We start from the raw sequence: 21,054 nt of genomic DNA on the forward strand, positions 1-21,054 counted from the left end.
AGATAAGAGCGTCATCTTTCCGCCCGCGCTTGCCCAAGTCTACCGTTACAGCCCTTGGCGGCTTTGGATTTCGTTGTGTGTAGGCAACTCATCCGACTGTAACGGCCTCAAATTGGGTTCGTGTACCTCAAGCCGTGCGTTTGCCTCCGGCTTCCTTCAGATTCCGCCTCGCGACGGACACCCTTGCCCTTGGCTACGGTAGGCGCTCGCCAGCCCCCGTTCGGGACTCTCACCCTAGAGATGACGCCCATGCTGGGCGTACGACTAAAAACAGGCAATCGCCGTGACGATTGCCTGTTTGCCGTTCCGCTATTGATTCAGTGTCAAGTACTGCCCAAAAATGTAGCCGACCGTTCCATTGCGCAGCTTGACGTTGTACCAGCCGCCCTCTTCGCCCAGCACAGTGACCTCTTCACCAGGTGAGGCGGAGGCGATCACCGCATGATTCGTGCCAGGCCCCTGGCGAACGTTGACCGGATCGGTCACAGTCGCCGTCCGCTGGCCCGTTTTTTTGCCGCCTGTGCCGGAACCGGCCGCCGCATTCGTCCCCATGCTGCCACCGGAATTCGCCGCATCTCCGCCAGCGGCGGAAGCGTTGGTCGACAAGCCGGAGCCCGCATGGACGGATGAGCCGCCGCTGTTCCCCAAAGCTTCCCGCACAAATTTTTGCACCGCTTTCACATCCGGTTCGAGAATCGACTCACCGAGATTGTTGTACGTTTCCGTCAACAGGTCGTCCGGCGGGATCTGATAGCTTTTCATCGATGCCGAATCGATCGCCAGCAGGTCGGTGGACAAGCGAGTCAGGTCGCTCACCGTCATGTTCGTCTGCACATAAGGTTCCGCCTGTTTCAACATAGCGGGAAAGCGTACCAAAGTGAGCGGCGTCTTCATCTCGGCCAACACCGCTTTCACCAGCTTGCGCTGCCGTTCGGTCCGGGCAAAGTCGGCCCTCGCATCTCCCCGATACCGCACGTATTGCAGGGCCTCACGTCCGTTCAGATGCTGCTGGCCCGGTTTTAGGTTGATGTCGTACACGCCGTCATCCACATACTTCATCGGAATCTCAACGTTCATGTCAACGCCGCCGATCGCGTCGATCACTCCCTCAAATCCTTTAAAATCGGTCACCACATAGTAATGGATTGGAATCTGCAAAAAGTTTTCCACCGTTTTCACAGCCAGCTCCGGCCCGCCGATGGCGAACGCCGCGTTGATTTTACTTTTTCCGTGCCCCGGAACGGTGACGTACGTATCCCGCATGATCGACAGCAGATCGGCATGACCGGTTGCCGGATCGATCGACACCAGCATCATCGTGTCGGACCGCGGCGCCGTATCCTTGTCGCGGTTGTCCACCCCAAGCAGCAGGACGTTCACCCGTTCCTTGCCTTCCCATTTGTCGGTGGATACCGTGTTGCCAATCGGTGTGAAATGATTGTGGTTGGCCCGATCCAAAAACTTCATCACCGCAATCAGGTCGTAGGCAAGCAAGCCGATCAGAAACGCGGCCAGCAACAGCAAAATTCTGCGAAGTCCCTTGCCGCGCCGTTTTGGAGCGCGCACCCGGCGGCCGATTGACTCTTGTTGTGCAGGTTGATTGGTCTCCCGAATATCCATCCTACCGCTCCTTTATCCTTGCCTCGGCCTTCCGCTCCCGTAGCAGATTTATTGTACCATGCAGTTCCGTTGCCGGGGAAGATTGCGAAAGTCCCAGATCAACAATCTTTTCCATCCTCCAGGTCCGCCACTGTACGAACCGCTTGCAAACGGCTACAATAAATTGTATTAGGAGGGAATCACTTGATCTACACAATTTGGCACAGCATTCGCAGACCTGCTTCCTACAAGCGGCTGACGCAGCAGAAACTGTGGCGGCTGATCCTGACTCTGTTCGTTTTTTTCACATCGGTCACCGGCGTGAAAGCGCTGATGATGGCGAATTCGATCAACCAGTTTGTATGGTTTATGCAAAATGAGTTTCCCGCCAAGATGCCGCCGTTCCATTACAATGGAAGCGAGCTGCTGGTTGACGGGCCGACCCCAGTCACATTAACCGCGAAAAACGGGTATTCTGTAATCGTCGACGTTTCGGCTCCCGTCCCGCGCGATTCGCTTAATCAAATCAACTCGGGCGCTGTTTTCGGAAAAACGGAACTGTACGTCCTCAACCGCGGCGTCCAGCAAAGTTTTTCCTACAAAAACCAACTGATGTTGCGGAATCCACTGACAAAACACGATATCATCAGGATGGTTCCGTTTTTGAAGCCTCTCTTGCTGATCGCACTGGTCATCGGGTCACTTGGCATGATCGGATGGAGCTTTGTCCAGATCACCCTGTTCTCGTTTTTGGCCATGCTGATCGCTTCGCTGCAAAGAATCCGCCTCAGCTACCGGCAGGCGTGGCTGATCGCGGCATTTTCACTGATACCGGCGTCGCTGATCGATTTGCTCAACTTTTTTCTACAGTCCCACTACCTGTCGCTTGCTTTCTGGGTGGCCGTGTTGACATACATGCACCATGGAATGGGGAGTTTCAAAAAGGGGGATGGTGTGGAATGACGACCATAAACATGAGAGACAGCCTGCTTCTGCAACAGGAAATCCGGGAGCTGATCATACCGGCCGACAATGTGGCGCACGTCCAATTGGGCAATTCGTTGGAGCACGCCCTGCTCGTATTGACCAAATCCGGCTATTCGGCCGTACCGGTGCTCGACCTGCATTTTCGCATCCATGGACTGATCAGTACGACGCTGATTTTCGATACGATCCTCGGGATCGAACGGATCGAACATGAAAAATTGGGCGATCTCAAAGTGGAACAAATCATGAACCGCAAAGTGCCTCGCCTGAAAGAAAACGACACCTTTTTCCGGGCGCTCGAGCTGTCGATCAACAACCCATTCATCTGCATCGAGAACCAGGACGGGGTGTTCGCCGGGATTCTCACCCGCCGATCAATCCTTGCCCTGGTCTACCGGCACTTTCGAAACGTCTGATCGGATTGGGCGTACGACAATAACAATGGCGCGGGACACGCTTCCCACGCCATTGTTTGCTGCGGTCACAACTGCCAGGCGGCAGGCGGCCTTCCCGGCTACCGCCAAGCCGCCTGCCTGATGTTACGGCCGAATCGTCACATGCGTCCCCAACGGCACCCGCTTTGCCAGTTCCAGCACGTCCTTGTTGTGCATCCGGATACAGCCGTGCGACACGCGCTTACCGATCGACGCAGGATCGTTGGTTCCGTGGATGCCGTAATGCCTTTTCGACAGCCCCATCCAAAAAGCACCGAACGGCCCGCCTGGATTCGGCACCTTGTTGACGATCATGAATTCGCCCTGTGGCGTTTGGCTCAGCACCCGGCCGATCCCGACCGGATACGTTTTCACCAGTTCGCTGTCCTGATAGAGATACAATTTTCGTTCCGACATATCAACGGTGATTCGATACGCCATTTCGCATCCCCTTCGCCGCCTGCATAGCGACACCGTCTCGCTGTTACAAGGTATGCGAATACCTAGCGGCTGGTGCATGGCCGTTCAAAATTCGTTTTCATGCAAACGGATCGTCTCGAAATAGCGGGTGCCGCGTCCCGGAATGCCAAACGAGAATCCATCCCGGCAACGGTGCACCTGATGCACGCAGTTGGAACAGACGACCATGCCGCATTTCGAACACCACGTGACCCAGTCCAGTTGCGGCTGCGACTTGCCGCAGCTCGGACACTGCTTCAGCTTGTACAAGGATTGATGCATCCGGATTCCCCCTTATACGAATTCTCCCTTCGCCACCATCACCACATGGCCTCCGACGGACACCTCAATCCCGGCCGCTTTTTCCTCAGCCCGTAGATAGAGCAGAGAAGGCCGTCCGATTTCATACCCCTGTTCGACCCTCAAATCGATCTGCGTCCGGCCAAAATACCGGTGTTTCACCAAATAACCGGCCAGGTTTCCGTTGGCACTCCCAGTCGCCGGATCTTCCGGCACTCCGAAATAGTCGCCGAACACCCTGGCGTTTACCTGATTTTGGCTGCTGTACGTCTCCGGACAAAAGACGAGAATCGCTTTCGCTTGCAGCTTGTCGACCAGTGCAAAATACTCGTCCCGATTGGTGCGGCTCCGCTTGACAGCGTCCAGCGAATTTAACGGAACAATCAGGCTCGGCAGCCCGGTGGACACTTCCTGCACGGGGAATCGGTGATCGATGTCTTCCTCCTCAATGCTCAGCACTTTCGCGATTCGCTGCGGATCGACCGTTTCGCCAAACACGGGCTGATTTTGTTTCATCCACAGCAGATCGTTCTCTCCCCCCGCGCCGCCGAATGTCACCGGAATCTGGCCGACCCGCAGGTTTAGCACAATCGTATCGGCCGCCTTCCCGGCAATCTCCCGTTGAATCACAAAGGCGGTGCCAAGCGTCGGATGGCCGGCGAACGGAACCTCCTCCTCCGGCGTAAAAATCCGCACGTCATATCCGCCGTTTTGCTGTTCGTCCGACAGGAGAAAGGTCGTCTCCGAATAGTTCATCTCTCTGGCGATTTTCTGCATTTCCGCCGTGGAAAGGCCGCCGGCCCCCCGGAATACGGCCAACTGATTACCGGCATATTTTGCTTCCGCAAACACATCGACGATAAAAAAGGGCAATCGATGCATGGCACCACTCCTCCTATCCCCCAGCAACTGGCATATTTAGAAGATTGTACGGCATCACCGCGGGTTACGCAACAAAAAAATATGCCGTACCCATCGGTACGAGCATTTCAATTCCACCGCTACTTTGAAATAGGCGATTCGGCAGCAATCAGTTATCTCTTCCGATACGGGACGGTCGGCACGTACTGCTCTCCCTTGACTTTCGCAATCCAGTCCAGCTCTGCCAGCGCAAGGATTTCGAAGTTCTCCGCGATATGCTTGTCGCCTTGTTTGCGCCAGCCGTCGATGATCGGATACACCGGGCCGTAAAAACCGTTTATGTACCACATCTCAAAAATCAGGTCAGGATGCAGCAACCCATGCTTGAAAAACGTCCCGATCATCTCAAAAAATCCGCAGAATCCGGTAAAATGGTCAAAGCCTTCGCTGCCGCGCGGATGCCGCTCGACAAACCGTTCGTAAGTGGACACCTGAAATTCGGTCGCCATCCACTTTCTGGCGGCACGCATCCGGTCCGCCTCAAACTGTTGGTACAGTTTGAGCATCAAATCGGCATCTTGACGGGTCGGTTTGTTCACAGCCGCTCACTCCTTCGGTTGGAAAAATTCCAGCCGCTCATTGTCCGGGCCGTAAAAGAAACCGACCTTGACGCCGCCCAGAATCGTCCGCGGTTCGTCGTCGATCAGTTCCACGTTCAGTTCTTTCAAACGCTCCCATTCCTTTTCAATATCCGTCACGGTGAACGCCACATGGTTGACCACGCCTTTCACCGGATAGGTTTCGCCGGTTCCGGCCACCAACTCGATCTGCACGTCCGATTGTCCCGGAAATCCCATGAAGATCAATTCTACCCGATCGTTCAACTTCTCCCGCTTGATCACTTCCAACCCGATCACATTTTCGTAAAACCGGATCGATCGTTTTGCGTCCGACACCATGATACCGACATGTTCGACTTTTTGGATCATCTGAACTCCTCCTCACAATGGAAAATTGTACTACGTTCTCGCAAAATTCGCCATCCGTCACCCAATTTTTCCGCTGGCAGCGTCTCTTCGCCGAGATTGGGCATATGCTACAGAAGCCTGATCCGGGAGGGGGTTCTGTTGCTTGTTCGCAGCGAAACGTTTGCCAACATGCGTCCCGCTTTGCTGCGCCTGGAAGATGTCGGACCAGGCGGGCCGTATCGGACGCTTGAGGATCTCGGGCGGTTACGCGCCGTTTTTGAATATCTGTTTGCGGAACGGGTGCCGTTTCACGTGGCACTCATCCCCCGCTGGAAGAACATCGAATCGGACGGCAGTTGGTATGAAAAAGGAATCGACGATCCATATCCGGACGAATACTTGAGAAAGCTCATCGGTCTGCTGCAAACCGCCCAGAAGCAGGGCGCTTTGTTTGGCATGCACGGCTATACCCACCAGTACGGCAACCGGAAAATGAAGGATGACAATCAGGATACGGCAACCGGTTTCGAATTTGACATAAAAAATGCGCCGGAAACGAAAACGCCCGCCTATGCGGTCCAGCGGGTCACCAAAAGTTGGGCCGCGTTTCGGCGTGCCGGCCTCTACCCGCATTTTTGGGAGTCGCCCCATTATACGCACACCCGCCAGCAGGAGCGGATCTTTGAACTGTTCAGCCGCGTAATCTATCAGCCGGACGTGGAAGGCCGGGCAGCCACAAACGTGTTTATGTCGGAAACGGGCGTTTTTTACATTCCGACACCGCTCGGCTATATCGACGAGCGGAACACGGTCGAGCGGGTCTTGTCCCGACTGGAAGGATTCGACGGGTTAGCCTCCCTGTTTTATCATCCATTTCGCGAATTTCCATTTTTAGAGCGGGCCACCGGTCAGACCGGGAAACCTGTCTTCCGCAACGGGCTGCCGGTGTTTCAATACCGCCGGGACACACAATCGGATCTGCAGAAGCTGATTCACGGGTTCCGGCAACGGGGATTTGACTGGGTGCCGCTGTATTATGTGCTGCCCAAGCAGCGGGTGTCGCCCGGCCAGTCGCAGGTGGTTTTCTATCCGCTGCCGTTCTGGCCCCGCCCACCCGTGCAGCTGTTGCCAGAACCGATTTGGCCCCTTGGAGCCGGTTGCCTGCTCCCCCAACCAGTGGTGTGGAACACGGTTGACTGAGCACTGCGGATTTTCCAGGCTGCAGGGTTTGGCAGGGGCCAGTCCCTGTACGCCCCGCGATCTCAGTCGCCAGCCGATCAGGATCCACGATCGAAAGAAGGGGATGGCACCCCGTTTCAGTCATCTATAGCGTCCGGACCGCCGGTGAAAAATCGGCTCCCTGGTGGGCCAAGCAAAAAAACAGGCCTGGCGACGTGCCAAGCCTGGATGTGCTGCCTTCCCGCAAACGGATCAAAACCGCTCGGATACCACTTTCGCCTGCATGAACCACAGCAGGTAGTCGCGGCCCCCCGCTTTCGAGTCGGTGCCCGACATGTTGAAGCCGCCGAACGGGTGGACGCCGACCAGAGCGCCGGTGCATTTCCGGTTGAAGTACAGGTTGCCGCAGTGCATATGTCTGCGGGCATATTCCAGATGCTCGCGATTGTTGGTGTAAAGCGATCCGGTCAAGCCGTATTCCGTATTGTTGAAGATGTCAACCGCGTGTTCAAAGCTGTCTGCCTTGCAGAACGCCACGACCGGCCCGAAAATTTCATCCCGCATGATGCGGGCGTCTTCTTTTACATCGGCAAAAATCGTCGGTTCGATGTACCAGCCGTTGCCCTCCGCCCGGCCGCCGCCCAGCATCAGCCGGCCTTCGCCTTGGCCGATTTCGATATAGCTCATGATTTTATTAAACGCCTTCTGGTCGATCACCGGGCCGACCGGATAGTTCTGTTCCGGCAGCCCGATCCGCAACTGTTTCGTCTTCTCGACCACTTTCGCCAGCACCTCGTCATACACATCTTTGTGAATGATCGCTCGCGAGCCGGCGGAACATTTCTGTCCCTGGAACCCGAATGCGGACTGTACGATGCCAATGGCGGCTTCCTCCAGATCGGCCGATGCGTCAACGACGACCGCATCCTTGCCTCCCATCTCCGCCACCAGCCGCTTGATCCAGATTTGGCCTTGTGCCGCCTTGGCCGCCCGCTCGTTGATCCGCAGCCCCGTGTCGCGCGAGCCGGTGAACGAGATGAACCGGGTTTTCGGATGCTCGACCATAAAATCGCCGATTTCCGCCGGATCACCCGGCACATAATTGATGACGCCCGGCGGCAGACCGATCTCCTCCATCAGCTCGACAAACTTGGCGGCAATGATTGGCGTTTGCGATGCCGGCTTCAGCAATACCGTATTGCCCGTCACAATCGCGGACACAGTCATCCCCGCCATGATCGCCAGCGGGAAGTTCCACGGCGGGATGATGAGACCGACGCCAAGCGGGATGTAGTACAGACGGTTATCTTCACCCGGCAGCGGCACCAACGGCTGCGGACCGCCCAGGCGGATCATCTCGCGTCCGTAAAATTCCAGGAAGTCGATCGCTTCCGCCACGTCTGCATCCGCTTCCGCCCAGTTTTTCCCCGCTTCATACACGATCCAGGCGGCAAACTCAAACTTGCGCCGGCGCATCACCGCCGCCGCCTTGAACAGATAGCCGGCCCGCGTGTGCGGGTCCACATGCTGCCAGGTCTTGAACGTTTCCAACGCGACCTGTATCGCTTGATCCACCAACTTTTTGTCCGCCTGCGACTGGATGCCGACCACTTCATCCAGATTGCCGGGGTTAACCGATTGGTCCCGTTTGTCGGTGAACATTTTCTCCCTGCCGATCACCAACGGGTATACCTTGCCAAACTCCGCTTTCACCTTGGCCAGCGCCGCTTCCATCGCCTGCCGGTTGGCCGGATCGGCAAAATCGGTGAACGGTTCGTTGCGAAATTCGATCATCGTGTGATTCCTCCATTGATTTTTCCGGCTTCTTCTCAAGAATTCCCGTATTTGCACATGATTATAAAACCGTTTCGCCCAGTAGCGAACAGATCATGTCGACCGCCACCCGGGCCGTCCGGTTCTCCACATCCAAAATCGGGTTCACCTCGACCACGTCAACCGAGGTCAGCACACCGGCAGCAGCCAGCATCTCCATCGCGAGATGACCCTCGCGATACGTGACGCCGCCGAGCACCGGCGTGCCGACTCCCGGCGCTTCCCGCGGGTCAAACGCGTCCAGATCGAGGCTCAAATGCACACCGTCCGTTCCCTCGGATGCGATCCGAATCGCCTGTTCCATGACGGCCGACATGCCCATTTTGTCGATCTCGTGCATGGTGAAGACGGAAACACCCGTCTGCTTGATGAGCAGCCTCTCCTCCGGATCGAGCGAACGGGCGCCGACGATCACCACATTTTTTGCCTCCAATTTCGGCGAGAACCCAGCCACGCCGGTCAGTTCCGGATGGCCCAGGCCGAGCGCGACTGCCAGCGGCATACCGTGGATGTTGCCGGAAGGCGTCGTTTCCTCCGTATTCATGTCGCCGTGTGCGTCAAACCAGATCACGCCCAATTTTTCGACCGCTTTCGCGACACCGGCAACGCTGCCGATCGCGATCGAATGATCGCCGCCGAGAATGATCGGGAAACGGTCCGCTTGCATTTCGCTCTCCACCCATCGCGCCAGTTCGTTCGATACGGTGACAATTTCCGGCATGTACTTCAGTTTTGTGTTGGTGACGCGGTGCGATTCGGGAGTCGGCACGTTCACATTCCCCAAATCGACCACCTCATACCCGAGCCTGGCCATCCGCTGATGCAAGTTGGCATAGCGAATCGCCGACGCTCCCATATCAACTCCCCGCCGGCCTTGTCCCAGATCGAGCGGGACTCCTATGATCGATACCGTTTTTTTCATGCAAGTTACCTCCCGGTTGCCGGACACAGCACTTTGCGAATCCGTTCAAACGCCCAATCCAGTTCGTCCTTGGTGATGACCAGCGGCGGCGCAAATCGGATCGTCGTTTCGTGCGTCTCCTTGCACAGCACCCCGAGTTCCTTCAGTTGTTCGCAATACGGGCGGGCCTTGCCGGTCAATTCGACGCCGATGAACAGCCCTTTGCCGCGGATTTCGCGAATGTCCGGATTTTGAATCGTTCGCAGCTTTTCCGCAAAATAGTTGCCCAACTCCAACGAACGGTTGACCAGATCCTCCTCTTCGATCACTTCCAGCGCCGCCACCGCCACCGCACAGCCGAGCGGATTGCCCCCGAACGTGGAACCGTGCGATCCGGGTTCGAACACGGCGAGAATCTCCTTGTCGGCTGCCACCGCGGAAATCGGGAAGACGCCTCCGCCAAGCGCTTTGCCCATGATGTACATGTCGGGCACCACGTTTTCCCAGTCACACGCAAACAGCTTCCCGGTGCGGCCAAAGCCCGTTTGGATCTCATCGGCCAGCAGAAGCACGTTGTTTTTCTCGCAAAGCCGTTTCGCTTCCCGCAAGAACCCTTCCGGCGGAATCACAATACCCGCTTCCCCCTGGATCGGCTCGACCAAAAAGGCGGCCGTGTTCGGGGTGATCGCCCGCTTCAACGCCTCGATGTCCCCATACGGAGTGACCTTGAACCCCGGCGTGAACGGCCCAAATCCCCGCCTGTACTCGTTGGTGGAGGAAAAAGAGGTGATGGTGATCGTCCGGCCGTGGAAATTTCCTTCGCAGACGATGATTTCCGCCTGGTTTTCCGGCACTTTTTTGACTTGATACGCCCAGCGCCGGGCCGCCTTGATCGCCGTTTCGACCGCTTCCGCCCCGGTGTTCATTGGTAGCACCATATCTTTGCCGGTCAGCCGGGCCACCTTTTCGTAGAACCGCCCCAGCTGGTCGTTGTAAAAAGCGCGGGACGTCAGCGTCACCCGATCTGCCTGCTCTTTCAAAGCCTGAATGATTTTCGGATGTCGGTGTCCCTGGTTCACGGCGGAATACGCGCTCAGCATATCCATGTAGCGGTTTCCTTCCGGATCTTCCACCCATACCCGCTCCGCCTTGGCAATCACAATCGGCAACGGATGATAGTTTTTCGCCCCGTAACGTTCTTCCCGTTCGATCACATCAGCAGAACTGAAAATTGCTCCTTCTGCAGCTGGCAACATGCAAGCAACCTCCCATCGGTTGATGAAAATCTTCCTGTTATGTCTGTCTGCAATTTTGATGCCAACGCTAGATTCAGCGGAAATTGGGCGGGTTGCACCGCTCGTTCAGAACAAATTTTTTGCACGTAATCTTACTTTTGCATCCATCACGCAAAAAATATTTGCAGTTCCAAATGAAAATCGAGTACCATTTTGAATGGAAGGTGGGAATTCAATGAACCGATTGCTGAAAATCTACGAGCATCTGCTGGAAGAGTTGGACGAAGGCGTGCACGTGGTGGACGAAACGGGGAAGACAATCATCTACAACCGCAAAATGGCGGGGATCGAATCGATGCAAAAGGAAGATGTGCTGAACAAAAATCTGCTGGATGTGTTCAAGTTTCCGGACAACCAGCACAGCACCCTGCTGCAGGCGCTGCACGAGGGGAAATCGAGCAAGAACGTCAAGCAGACCTACTTTAACTTCAAGGGCAATGAAATTACGACCGTCAACAACACGTTCCCGATTTTTCACGAGAACAAGATTATCGGGGCGGTCGAAATTGCGAAAGACGTCACCAAAATGGAACGGATGCTCCGCGAAAACATCCTGAAAAAAGGCACCCGCTATACATTCGACAGCATCATCGGCAACAGCGACAACTTTCTGGAAGTGATCGAAAACGCGAAACGGGCCGCCCGTACCTCCTCATCCATCCTGATCGTGGGCGAAACTGGAACCGGGAAGGAACTGTTTGCGCAAAGCATTCACAATGAAAGTTCCCGCGCAGCCGGACCGTTTATTTCGCAAAACTGCGCCGCTTTGCCGGACACGCTGATCGAAAGCCTGCTGTTTGGCACAAAGCGCGGCGCTTTCACCGGTTCGGTCGACCGGCCCGGTCTGTTTGAACAGGCGGAAGGCGGCACCCTGCTGCTGGACGAAATCAACTCCCTCAGCCTGGGGCTGCAGGCCAAATTGTTGCGTGTGATTCAGGAAAGAACGGTGAGGCGGATCGGCGACACGAAGGAAAAGGAAATCGACGTGCGGATTATCGCGACGATCAACGAGGATCCGATCGACATGATCGCCAACAACCGGTTGCGCAAAGACTTGTACTATCGGCTCAGCGTGGTCACGTTGTTTGTGCCGCCGTTGCGGGAACGGAAACAGGACATCCCGCTGCTGGTAGACCATTTTATCGGCAAATACAACCGGCTGTTTCAAATGGACGTCCGGTCGGCGAGCGAGCAGGTGATGGATTTGTTCGATTCCTACGACTGGCCCGGAAATGTCCGTGAACTGGAACATGTGATCGAAGGCGCAATGAACCTGATGGGCAACGAACCGGTCATCACGTTCGACCATCTGCCCGGTCATCTGCGCCGCAGAGTGAACTTGCAGCCGGACAAAGCCGGGTCCGCGCAGGGCTTGCCGGGAACCGATGGCGAAGCGCCAAGCCTGCAAAAGGCGATCCGCCAGTACGAAGCGCAATATATCAGGCAGGTGCTGGCCAAACACAACGGCAACATCACCCGCGCCGCCCAGGAATTAAACATCAGCCGGCAAAATCTGCAATACCGGTTGCGTAAATACAAGATTCGGTGAGCCGGAATCGTTCTTCACCAATTCCTCCCAAAACACGAGTTCTGGTACCACATACTATACCTATCAATTTTATGGTAGACTAAATTTGGAGGGACTTTCCCTCTCCTTTCACCTCCAAGGAAAGGAGGTGATGTGGGATGAGTTGGCATACTTTTGCCGAGCTTTTGGCAGCCGCAGGGGCCTTCTTGAAAGGACTCGCGCTGGCTATCAAAGCTCTAAACAAAGGCAAAGGCCCCCGATCCGGCAAAGATCGCGGGGGCCAACACTAATCTCCACAGGAGGGGGCTTTAGCTCCCTCCTGCTATTTCCTAAGGATATTCTAACATACAGAGACTTATGCGTCCATGCTGTTTTACCCCGCCGGATGCATCCGGAACCGGCAGGGAAGGACAGTCGGCTTCCGGTCACAAGCTTTAGCGCGCACGATTTCGCAGCGCGGTTTTTAGGATTTTGCCTACAGCATTTCGCGGAAGTGCATCAATGAATTCGATGTATTTGGGAATTTTAAATTTCGGCAACCGTTCGGCACAAAATGCCAGTACCTCTTGCTCGTTCAAGTTCGTTCCAGGTACCTTGACAATAAACGCTTTAGGTACCTCTCCCCATGTATCATCAACCACCCCGATCACCGCAACTTCGGCGACGTTCGGCAAAGCGGCAATGACAGCCTCCAATTCTGCCGAATAGATGTTTTCTCCGCCACTAATGATCATGTCTTTTAACCGGTCGATGACATACAAAAATCCCTTTTCATCCAGCTTGCCAAGATCCCCCGTATGCAGCCATCCGTCTTTGATCGTCTTTTCGGTTGCCTCAGGATTCCTCCAATACCCGGAAAAAACCTGTGGGCCTTTGCATACAATTTCACCAATTTTTCCAGCCGGCAAGTCCGCTCCGCTCACTGGATCCACAATTTTGACAGTACCGTGAAACACCGATTTTCCCATCGAAGCGCAGTTGTCCAGTCCCATCTCATGCGTCCAGAATGTAACGGCTCCGGAATATTCTGTGATTCCATAAACTTGTTCCACTTTGATCCCCAACCGATAGTAGGTACGGATCACGGTTTCCGGGACCGGGGAGGCACCGCAGATAATGGATCGAATTGATGATTTATCAAAAGAGCCCAACTGCGGAACTTGTAACATGACCTGTAGCATCACCGGTACCGACATCATTAAATTGATTTTCTCATCCTGCACGGTTTGCCAGACTTGTATGGGGTTAAAATCCGGCATGAAACAGATAGTATTGCCTGTATGCACGCAGGTAACCAGCGGAATCACCCCCCCAATATGAAACGCGGGCGTCATCGAAAGAAAACGATCCCCGTACCGCCAATCGATGGTTCGTACCGTTCCAACTGATGTGGAAAAAAAGTTATTGTGGGAAAGAATGGCTCCTTTCGGTTTTCCGGTGGTTCCCGAAGTGTACATGATGACAGCAGGCTGCTCGCCTTTTATATCCACATCCGGTTCCCTGGTAGGTCTGCCCGTCAAACTGGCTTCAAATTTGATATGTTTGCCTGCGGTATCCCCCACTTGAACAAACGTGTGAACCGATTGGACAGCCGAAAGTTGCTCCACCACCCCGGAAAAACCGGAATCGTAAATTAGAACGGAAATTTCGCAGTTTTCCAGTATATAGTCGATCTCTGAGGGATGCAGTCGCCAATTGATCGGCACTGTGATCACACCGATCTTGGCGGCTGCATAGAAAGCGATCAGGAATGAATCATGGTTTTTGCACAAAAGGCCGATTCGATCCCCAATCCGGCAGTTTCGCTCTAACAGGAATGCTGCGAATTGATTGACCCGCACATTCAGCTGCTCGTACGTGAACCGCTTTTCGCCGCACACCACCGCTTCCAGATTGGGTGACAGATAGGCTCGATGGGACAGAATTTCGCCGATTGTCGCTTCCATCACAGGTACCTCCCAGGTCCAACATGAATTATCATTGAATTTCCGCTAACGCAACCTCCTGGTACGTTCTAAAGAAGTCGGCGCAAAATGTTTCCCAATCTTCAGCCGCCTGGATCGACTGGTCATCCGGGTGGCCAAGAACCGGGCGTTTCATCAGCTTTGTGAGTGCCTCTGACAATTGTTTGATTTTATCGGCGGGCGCTCCCGCCAAATTGTTGGCAACAAATTCTTGCGGTGCATACCAGGAAGCGGCTTTTTGCAGATCCCGGAAAATTTGCGTCAATAACACATTTTTCGGGCCTTCCCACAATTCGTTCACCATCGCGTCACGCAAGAGTCTCGGCAAGGCGGAGAAATCTTCCATCACTCCGTGTCCGCCAAGAATGGATATCGCCTTTCGCACCACATCCACCGTCTCCTGCGCTGTACAAATCTTTTGCAGGAGAACCAGTTCTCGAAAATCGAATCGGCGTTTCCGGATCTCGAGGGGTTCATCGGATGCCAATCCGGGTTGATTCCTTTTGCCCAAGCGAAGGAACAGATCATAAATCTTGAAAGCTCCTGCGGTCGTTCGTTCGGCCGCATGTTTGAGGTACCTCAACTGGCGTGCTACCAACGGATACTGTTCAATTTTTCTTCCGAACACATCCCGGAATTCACTGTACATCTGCGCTTCTCTGGCCGCCCGCAGCATGAAAGCGGAACTGGCCGAGCCAATGGACAAACGGGAAAGGGTCAAAACGATCCCGACAGCCGTTGCCACACCTCGATCGAGCGGCCCGATCGGGTAGGCAACCGCACCGTCATAATGAATTTCCGCCGTCGGCAGTTCACAAGTTCCCATTTTCCACTTGATTCGGTTGATCGCATACCCGTTTCGCCGCTCCCGGTCTTTGTCACCGGGCAACCACGACGGCACGATAAAGGTGCCCACGTGTTCACTCCCTGACACTTTTGCGGTGACTACCGAATAGTCAGCATGGATCGCGGAGCAGAAAAACTTGGTCCCGTACAGTCGGTAAAAACGTCCATCGGGAACCGCGGCCACAAGATTGGCTGGGATGTCCGACCCCCCCTGGATTTCCGACATGAACTGGGCACCAATCCCAAAGTCTCCGTTAATCCCATTTTTACAATGCAGCAAAATGGAGTCGAGCTCCGCGATCCCATGACCGTGAAAATGTTCAATCAGAGCGATCAACCCATCGGTACATGCGATAGGGCAGGTAACGCCAAATTCGCCCAACTCATGAATCAATAGGCGTTTTGTGAAACTTTCCCAAGAAGTAACCCGATCCGAGAAGAGCCCTTCAGAAAAAATTTCCTTTTCCAGCACAAGGCTCTCATGCGGCCTGACAATCCGGTCAATGCGATGATTAAAAGCGTCATAGTGGAGAATCGTCGGATGGACATCCGGGCGGGCGATCCGCTCGGTCATTTTCCGCCAGCGGAAGGAAACTTTCGGCGAGAATGCAAGAAGTTTTTCATGCAGGCTTTCCCACTCCGCTCCCGCGTATTTTCGGACCGCTTTTTGCAGGAAAAAGTCGTCGCGGTAAAAATCAAACGCCTCCCGTTTCTCCAAAAAAGCATCGAATGAGTAGGGATTCTGCCAGCTTGACAGCGTCATCGATCCTCTCTCCTTTCATTATGTAAGCCATTCTCCGACAGATGAATGGAATTCACCAAAGAAGCGGGTGTTTAGCAATCTGCCGGAGCAAGTTCTTTAAGCGATCCGCCTGATCTTCCAAGGTCCACTCTTCAAGTCCGAGGATGAAAAACAGACTATTGGTGGCGCCGCTGCCTACCAACTCCCAAGCGGTTCTTCTCGCATCGATGGATTCCAATATCTCCCCCAGTTGCTGACCTTCACGGATGATTTGTTCCAGGTAAGCCACATAACTTCTGTACGTTTGCTGCAAGACCGCCTGCACATTCGGATCTTTCACTTCGGACACCGCTTGAAACAGGACTTTTAGTTCATTGGGATGGGTTCGTTGCTCCCGAATATAAGAAATGCCGATGTTCCACAGGCGATCCAAAGAAGATGGGAATTGTCGGCAAATGTGATCCCATCGGTGAATGATCTTTTCCGACACAGTCTTCAGAATGGCGAGAAATAAATCTTTTTTGCTTTCGTAGTGGTGATAGATCAATGTTTCGGAGATTTGGGCATGTCGCGCGATTTCGCTAGTTGTCGCCGATTGATAATTGAATTGGGCAAAAACCTCGGTTGCAGCCTGCAAAATTTGCTTTGCACGTTCCTCAGCAGATAAACGAGACATATGATCCCCCGCCACACATTTCTTAGTAAGTACTTACTTATATTTTATGGATCGCAGCTGTCGTTGTCAATATTCTGCCAGTTCGGCAGTACCGACAAGGCATCGATCAACGGGCGTCTCAATTCGCCATCCACCAGATAGCGTTTGTGACTCACAGTGTGCTGCCTAGCAAAACGCAAAATCTGTTTGCACATTCCTTATTTGTTGCACGATGTCTTTGCAGTTCCGCAAAAATTTTGTACACCTGTCTCCAGTTATTCTATCAACCAGCCCGTTTTAGGGACGATTCACTGATTGCTGCATCGTATGGTTCCTGATTCACGCCAGCGATTCGCATGTTTTTTGCGCTTTTCCCGGATTGGCACGATTGTTGCTTACATTCTGAAATAGAACGCGATCGGCACGGGATTGTTCCTCGGTTCCGGTTACACGATCAACCAGGCGGGTCCAGGTGGGGCGGTGCTGGCGTACCTGGTCGGCGGATTTGTCATGTACCTGGTCATGCTTTGTCTGGTAGAACTGGCGGTTGCCATGCCGGTGTCCGGTTCGTTTCAGACGTACGCAACCAGGTACATCGGACCGGCCACCGGATTTACGGTCGGCTGGCTGTATTGGCTAAGCTGGCCCGTCACGCTCGGGTTGGAACTGACTTCCTCCGGCATGCTGATGCAGCGCTGGTTCCCGGACATCCCCGTCTGGGTATGGTGCCTGGTGTTTGGCATCGCCCTGTTTCCGCTCAACGCGTTGTCGGTGAAAGCATTTGGGGAAGCGGAGTTCTGGTTCGCAGGCATCAAGGTGCTGGTGATTCTGCTGTTTATCGTGCTCGGCGGAGCGGCGATGTTCCGTCTGATCCCGCTAAAAGACGGCCAGCCCGCGCCTTTGCTCAGCCATTTTACGGGGGACGGGATCCGGAAACGACGATCCCCAAATCGATCCGCAATACGGTATGGCGGACGATCGTATTCTTCATCCTGGCGATCTTTGTGCTGGCCGGCTTGATTCCCTGGCAGCAGGCCGGCGTAATTGAAAGCCCGTTTGTCCACGTGTTTGACAACATCTGCATTCCATATGCGGCCGATATTATGAATTTCATTATTCTTACCGCCATGTTGTCTGTGGCCAACTCCGGGACGTATGCGGCCACCCGTATCCTGTGGTCGATGGCAAAGGATGAAATGGCACCGACAGTTTTCGGCAAAGTAAACCAAAAAGGCGTCCCGATGAACGCCCTGGCATTTGGTGCATTATCGCTGCTGACCAGCGTGATTGCTGCCGAAACCGTTTACCTGTGGCTGATCTCGATCGCCGGCATGGCCGCCATCTCCGGGTGGATTGCGATTACGCTCAGCCAGTACCTGTTGCGAAAGCGCTTTCTGGCGAAAGGCGGCAAGCTGGAAGATTTGAAGTTCCGGACTCCGCTTTATCCGCTTGTCCCGCTGCTGGGGTTGGCGCTCAACCTGATCACTGTGAGTAGTCTCGCCTTCGTGCCGGACCAGCGAATGGGCTTGAACTGCGGCATTCCGTTTGCCGCCGCCTGTTACTTGTACTATCATCTGATCGTGAAAAAGCGGGAAAACCAAAAAACTGTTGTACGCCCGGAAACCGCCGGTTGATCAGCCGTTTCCGCGGGCACCAACCCCTTGCCGGCACAAAGGCTGCCTCGCTACCACAAGGCAGCCTTTTCCAATCTCCTATTTTCCAAACAAACAGATTGGAATCCCCCTCCCCCCGCCGACGGCAGGCTGACGGAGCAAGCCCCGCAGGATGTCCGCCATCCCTAACATGGACCAGGATACAAGAATCCCGTACCCTGTGAAAGGGGGTACGGGATCGTTTGGTTTGGTATGGGATACGTTGACTGCTTAGAACCGCTCGGACACGACTTTCGCCTGCGTGAACAGCAGCAGGTAGTCGCGGCCGCCCGCTTTCGAGTCGGTGCCCGACATGTTGAATCCGCCGAACGGGTGCACACCGACCAGCGCGCCGGTGCACTTGCGGTTGAAGTAGAGATTGCCGCAGTGCATATGTTTGCGCGCGTATTCCAGATGCTCCCGGTCATTGCTGTACAGCGACCCGGTCAAGCCGTACTCGGTGTTGTTGAACACTTCGATCGCTTTTTCAAAGCTGTCCGCTTTATAGAACGCGAGCACCGGTCCGAAGATCTCTTCCAGCATGATGCGGGCGTCTTCCTTCACATCGGCAATGATCGTCGGCTGGATGTAATAGCCGTTCCCTTCCGCCTTGCCGCCGCCGAGCACCAGGCGACCTTCGCCCTTGCCGATCTCGATGTATTCGAGAATCTTGTTGTAGGCGTTCTCGTCGATCACCGGACCGATCGGATAGTTTTCTTCCGGCAGACCGATCTGCAGCGCTTTCGTTTTTTCCACTACTTTCTCGAGCACCGCGTCGTACACGTCCTTATGTACGATCGCGCGGGAGCCGGCCGAACATTTTTGTCCTTGGAAACCGAACGCCGATTGCACAATGCCGACAGCCGCTTCTTCGATATCGGCCGACGCGTCGACGACGACCGCATCCTTGCCGCCCATTTCCGCCACCAGCCGCTTGATCCAGATTTGACCTTCCGCCGTTTTCGCGATCCGTTCATTGATCCGCAAGCCCACGTCACGCGATCCCGTGAACGAAACGAAGCGGGTTTTCGGATGCTCCACGAGAAAATCGCCGATTTCCGATCCGGAACCCGGAACAAAATTGATGACACCCGGCGGCAGACCGATCTCTTCCATCAGTTCCACAAACTTGGCCGCGATGATCGGCGACGTGGAAGCCGGCTTCAGCAGCACGGTGTTCCCGGCAACGATCGCGGCGGTGGTCATCCCCACCATGATCGCCAGCGGGAAGTTCCACGGCGGGATAATGATGCCGACCCCAAGCGGGATGTAGTACAAGCGATTGTCTTCGCCCGGCAGTGGCACCAACGGTTGCGGACCGCCCAAGCGGATCATCTCGCGCCCGTAGAACTCCATAAAGTCGATCGCTTCGGCCACGTCGGCATCCGCTTCCGCCCAGTTTTTGCCCACTTCATAGACCATCCAGGCGGCAAACTCAAACTTGCGGCGGCGCATCACAGCCGCTGCCTTGAACAGATAGCCGGCGCGCGTCTCGGGATCGACGTATTGCCAGGTCTTGAACGTTTCCAGCGCCACCTGGATCGCCTTTTCCGCCAGATTCCTGTCCGCTTGCGACTGGATGCCGACCACTTCGTCCAGATTGCCCGGGTTGATCGACTTCACTTTTTTCTCCGTAAAAATCTTCTCGCCGCCGATGACCAGCGGATACTCCTTGCCAAGCTCCGACTTCACCTTGGCCAGTGCGGCCTGCATCGCCTGCTTGTTTGCCGGATCGGCAAAATTGGTGAACGGTTCGTTGCGGAATTCGATCATGTTCCTGCATCCTCCCAACGTTATTTTTTCAACATCGACTTCAAAACAAACGCCACGTTGGCGGGACGTTCCGCCAGACGGCGCATGAAGTAGCCGTACCAGTCGTTGCCGTAAGGCACATACACGCGCATCGTGTAGCCTTCGTTCGCCAGCTGCTGCTGCAGTTGCACGCGAATCCCGTATAGCATCTGGAATTCAAACTGAGAGTTCGGGATGTTGTGTTGTTTCACAAACCGTTTCACGTGCTCGATGACTTTTTCGTCATGGGTCGCGATCGCCGCATAATTGCCGTACAGCAGGTGTTTTTCGATCAGTTTAATGAAGTTGCGGTCGACATCCTCTTTGTTGGGAAACGCAACCTCCGGCGATTCCTTGTACGCCCCTTTGACCAGACGGAGATTCGGCTTGAACTGGTCCAAATCGTCGAGATCCGCCTCGCTTTTGTAGAGGTACGCCTGAATCACAAGGCCGACCGTTGCGCCATACTCCCGCCGCAACTCCTTAAAAATCTCGATCGTGACCTCGTTGTGTGCGTAATCTTCCATATCGATCCGCACAAAATTATCATATTGTTTCGCGCGGTCGAGAATACGCCGCATGTTGTCCATGCACAGTTCTTTCGAAATATCGAGTCCCAGTTGCGTCAGCTTGAGGGACAGGTTGGACCGCACCCCCGCTCTGTGAATCGCATCGAGCGTACGGATGCAGTAATCGGCCGACTCAATCGCCTCCTCGCGGCTGAACACAAACTCACCCAGATGGTCGAGCGTTGCGACAATCCCTTGCGCATTCAGTTCGCGTACGACGGCGATTGCCGAGTCGATCGTCTCGCCCGCCACAAACCGGCTGGCGCCGAAGCGGAGTCCGTATTTTTTCGCCGCCCGGTTGGCCGTCCGGTTCTTCGACAAAAACAGCAACGTATTGCGCATCAGTTGCTCCAAACCAAAATCCCCTTTCTTGCCCATGTTTCTCACCCTTATGTGTAAGCAATATTCGTGCCAACCAAATATCCGGCTTGGAATGCGGCTTGGACAAAATCAACTTGAACACATTTGTTTAACATCCGGATACACAGTTG

The 21,054-nt window shown here is 54.7% G+C and carries 18 protein-coding genes and 1 pseudogene; 5 read left to right on the forward strand and 14 right to left on the reverse strand.

Annotation, left to right across the window (positions count from 1 at the left end; translation table 11 throughout):
• Positions 1 to 309: 309 nt before the first annotated feature.
• Positions 310 to 1,620, reverse strand: coding sequence for an LCP family protein (locus C230_RS21315; RefSeq protein WP_018131558.1), 1,311 nt, complete (start codon positions 1,618 to 1,620; stop codon positions 310 to 312).
• Between the two features lie 183 nt (positions 1,621 to 1,803).
• On the opposite strand from C230_RS21315, the gene C230_RS0108240 reads away from it, so the two are divergent.
• Positions 1,804 to 2,562 carry a DUF1189 domain-containing protein gene (locus C230_RS0108240; RefSeq protein WP_018131559.1) on the forward strand — a complete coding sequence of 253 codons (759 nt, stop codon included), beginning with the start codon at positions 1,804 to 1,806 and terminating at the stop codon, positions 2,560 to 2,562.
• Positions 2,559 to 3,002, forward strand: a complete 444-nt coding sequence (cbpB, locus tag C230_RS0108245; RefSeq protein ID WP_018131560.1) for a cyclic-di-AMP-binding protein CbpB — start codon at positions 2,559 to 2,561, stop codon at positions 3,000 to 3,002. The genes C230_RS0108240 and cbpB overlap by 4 nt, the downstream gene beginning before the upstream one ends.
• 123 nt (positions 3,003 to 3,125) lie before the next feature.
• Here cbpB and C230_RS0108250 read toward each other — a convergent pair whose 3' ends face one another.
• The 5 genes from C230_RS0108250 to C230_RS0108270 form a co-directional block, all read right to left on the reverse strand.
• Complete coding sequence (locus C230_RS0108250) at positions 3,126 to 3,461, reverse strand: L,D-transpeptidase (RefSeq protein ID WP_018131561.1); 336 nt, start codon at positions 3,459 to 3,461, stop codon at positions 3,126 to 3,128.
• An 84-nt stretch (positions 3,462 to 3,545) separates the two neighbouring features.
• On the reverse strand, positions 3,546 to 3,761 hold the full coding sequence (locus C230_RS0108255; protein ID WP_018131562.1) for a hypothetical protein: 216 nt from the start codon (positions 3,759 to 3,761) through the stop codon (positions 3,546 to 3,548).
• A gap of 12 nt (positions 3,762 to 3,773) precedes the next feature.
• Positions 3,774 to 4,661, reverse strand: coding sequence for a PhzF family phenazine biosynthesis protein (locus tag C230_RS0108260; RefSeq protein ID WP_018131563.1), 888 nt, complete (start codon positions 4,659 to 4,661; stop codon positions 3,774 to 3,776).
• 152 nt (positions 4,662 to 4,813) lie between these two features.
• Positions 4,814 to 5,239: a DUF4760 domain-containing protein gene (locus tag C230_RS0108265; protein ID WP_018131564.1), complete on the reverse strand. Its 426-nt coding sequence runs from the start codon at positions 5,237 to 5,239 to the stop codon at positions 4,814 to 4,816.
• Positions 5,240 to 5,245: 6 nt separating this feature from the next.
• Positions 5,246 to 5,629 carry a VOC family protein gene (locus C230_RS0108270; RefSeq protein ID WP_018131565.1) on the reverse strand — a complete coding sequence of 128 codons (384 nt, stop codon included), beginning with the start codon at positions 5,627 to 5,629 and terminating at the stop codon, positions 5,246 to 5,248.
• Positions 5,630 to 5,767: 138 nt separating this feature from the next.
• On the opposite strand from C230_RS0108270, the gene C230_RS0108275 reads away from it, so the two are divergent.
• Positions 5,768 to 6,808, forward strand: a complete 1,041-nt coding sequence (locus C230_RS0108275; RefSeq protein ID WP_018131566.1) for a DUF2334 domain-containing protein — start codon at positions 5,768 to 5,770, stop codon at positions 6,806 to 6,808.
• A gap of 231 nt (positions 6,809 to 7,039) precedes the next feature.
• On the opposite strand, the gene pruA (C230_RS0108280) is transcribed toward C230_RS0108275, so the two are convergent.
• The 3 genes from pruA (C230_RS0108280) to C230_RS0108290 all read right to left on the reverse strand — a co-directional run bounded on the left by pruA (C230_RS0108280) (position 7,040) and on the right by C230_RS0108290 (position 10,777).
• Entirely contained in the window at positions 7,040 to 8,581 is a 1,542-nt protein-coding gene (gene pruA, locus C230_RS0108280; protein WP_018131567.1) for an L-glutamate gamma-semialdehyde dehydrogenase, read from the reverse strand.
• A gap of 61 nt (positions 8,582 to 8,642) precedes the next feature.
• A complete protein-coding gene (gene rocF, locus C230_RS0108285) occupies positions 8,643 to 9,542 on the reverse strand; it encodes an arginase (protein WP_018131568.1) in 900 nt (299 codons plus the stop codon).
• Between the two features lie 5 nt (positions 9,543 to 9,547).
• The gene (locus tag C230_RS0108290) at positions 9,548 to 10,777 is read right to left on the reverse strand and encodes an ornithine--oxo-acid transaminase (protein ID WP_018131569.1); all 1,230 of its coding nucleotides are present in this window, start codon (positions 10,775 to 10,777) and stop codon (positions 9,548 to 9,550) included.
• A 214-nt stretch (positions 10,778 to 10,991) separates the two neighbouring features.
• Here C230_RS0108290 and C230_RS0108295 point away from each other — a divergent pair, with 214 nt between their 5' ends.
• Positions 10,992 to 12,365 carry a sigma-54 interaction domain-containing protein gene (locus C230_RS0108295; RefSeq protein WP_018131570.1) on the forward strand — a complete coding sequence of 458 codons (1,374 nt, stop codon included), beginning with the start codon at positions 10,992 to 10,994 and terminating at the stop codon, positions 12,363 to 12,365.
• A 413-nt stretch (positions 12,366 to 12,778) separates the two neighbouring features.
• On the opposite strand, the gene C230_RS0108305 is transcribed toward C230_RS0108295, so the two are convergent.
• The 3 genes from C230_RS0108305 to C230_RS19830 are packed head-to-tail and all read right to left on the reverse strand — an operon-like array spanning position 12,779 to position 16,572.
• Positions 12,779 to 14,290 (reverse strand): class I adenylate-forming enzyme family protein, encoded by a 1,512-nt coding sequence (locus tag C230_RS0108305; protein ID WP_018131572.1) that lies wholly within the window; start codon positions 14,288 to 14,290, stop codon positions 12,779 to 12,781.
• Positions 14,291 to 14,321: 31 nt separating this feature from the next.
• On the reverse strand, positions 14,322 to 15,917 hold the full coding sequence (locus C230_RS0108310) for an acyl-CoA dehydrogenase family protein (protein ID WP_018131573.1): 1,596 nt from the start codon (positions 15,915 to 15,917) through the stop codon (positions 14,322 to 14,324).
• 52 nt (positions 15,918 to 15,969) lie between these two features.
• Positions 15,970 to 16,572, reverse strand: coding sequence for a TetR/AcrR family transcriptional regulator (locus C230_RS19830; RefSeq protein WP_018131574.1), 603 nt, complete (start codon positions 16,570 to 16,572; stop codon positions 15,970 to 15,972).
• 396 nt (positions 16,573 to 16,968) lie between these two features.
• Between C230_RS19830 and C230_RS19835 the strand changes: the two are divergent.
• A pseudogene (locus tag C230_RS19835) lies at positions 16,969 to 18,185 on the forward strand (amino acid permease).
• Positions 18,186 to 18,434: 249 nt separating this feature from the next.
• On the opposite strand, the gene pruA (C230_RS0108325) reads toward C230_RS19835, so the two are convergent.
• Together pruA (C230_RS0108325) and C230_RS0108330 are read right to left on the reverse strand one after the other, a co-directional pair.
• A complete protein-coding gene (gene pruA / locus C230_RS0108325; RefSeq protein WP_018131576.1) occupies positions 18,435 to 19,976 on the reverse strand; it encodes an L-glutamate gamma-semialdehyde dehydrogenase in 1,542 nt (513 codons plus the stop codon).
• 20 nt (positions 19,977 to 19,996) lie between these two features.
• Complete coding sequence (locus tag C230_RS0108330) at positions 19,997 to 20,917, reverse strand: proline dehydrogenase family protein (protein WP_026174221.1); 921 nt, start codon at positions 20,915 to 20,917, stop codon at positions 19,997 to 19,999.
• Between the last annotated feature and the right edge of the window lie 137 nt (positions 20,918 to 21,054).

Source organism: Effusibacillus pohliae DSM 22757, from assembly GCF_000376225.1.
Lineage (GTDB): Bacteria > Bacillota > Bacilli > Tumebacillales > Effusibacillaceae > Effusibacillus > Effusibacillus pohliae.

Coding starts and splice junctions, on each gene's coding strand:
- pruA (WP_018131576.1), bottom strand. CDS start 19,976: ATGATCGAATTCCGCAACGAACCGTTCACCAATTTTGCCGATCCGGCA.
- C230_RS0108250 (WP_018131561.1), bottom strand. CDS start 3,461: ATGGCGTATCGAATCACCGTTGATATGTCGGAACGAAAATTGTATCTC.
- C230_RS0108310 (WP_018131573.1), bottom strand. CDS start 15,917: ATGACGCTGTCAAGCTGGCAGAATCCCTACTCATTCGATGCTTTTTTG.
- pruA (WP_018131567.1), bottom strand. CDS start 8,581: ATGATCGAATTTCGCAACGAACCGTTCACCGATTTTGCCGATCCGGCC.
- C230_RS0108270 (WP_018131565.1), bottom strand. CDS start 5,629: ATGATCCAAAAAGTCGAACATGTCGGTATCATGGTGTCGGACGCAAAA.
- C230_RS0108260 (WP_018131563.1), bottom strand. CDS start 4,661: ATGCATCGATTGCCCTTTTTTATCGTCGATGTGTTTGCGGAAGCAAAA.
- C230_RS0108295 (WP_018131570.1), top strand. CDS start 10,992: ATGAACCGATTGCTGAAAATCTACGAGCATCTGCTGGAAGAGTTGGAC.
- C230_RS0108290 (WP_018131569.1), bottom strand. CDS start 10,777: ATGTTGCCAGCTGCAGAAGGAGCAATTTTCAGTTCTGCTGATGTGATC.
- C230_RS19830 (WP_018131574.1), bottom strand. CDS start 16,572: ATGTCTCGTTTATCTGCTGAGGAACGTGCAAAGCAAATTTTGCAGGCT.
- C230_RS0108255 (WP_018131562.1), bottom strand. CDS start 3,761: ATGCATCAATCCTTGTACAAGCTGAAGCAGTGTCCGAGCTGCGGCAAG.
- C230_RS21315 (WP_018131558.1), bottom strand. CDS start 1,620: ATGGATATTCGGGAGACCAATCAACCTGCACAACAAGAGTCAATCGGC.
- rocF (WP_018131568.1), bottom strand. CDS start 9,542: ATGAAAAAAACGGTATCGATCATAGGAGTCCCGCTCGATCTGGGACAA.
- C230_RS0108305 (WP_018131572.1), bottom strand. CDS start 14,290: ATGGAAGCGACAATCGGCGAAATTCTGTCCCATCGAGCCTATCTGTCA.
- cbpB (WP_018131560.1), top strand. CDS start 2,559: ATGACGACCATAAACATGAGAGACAGCCTGCTTCTGCAACAGGAAATC.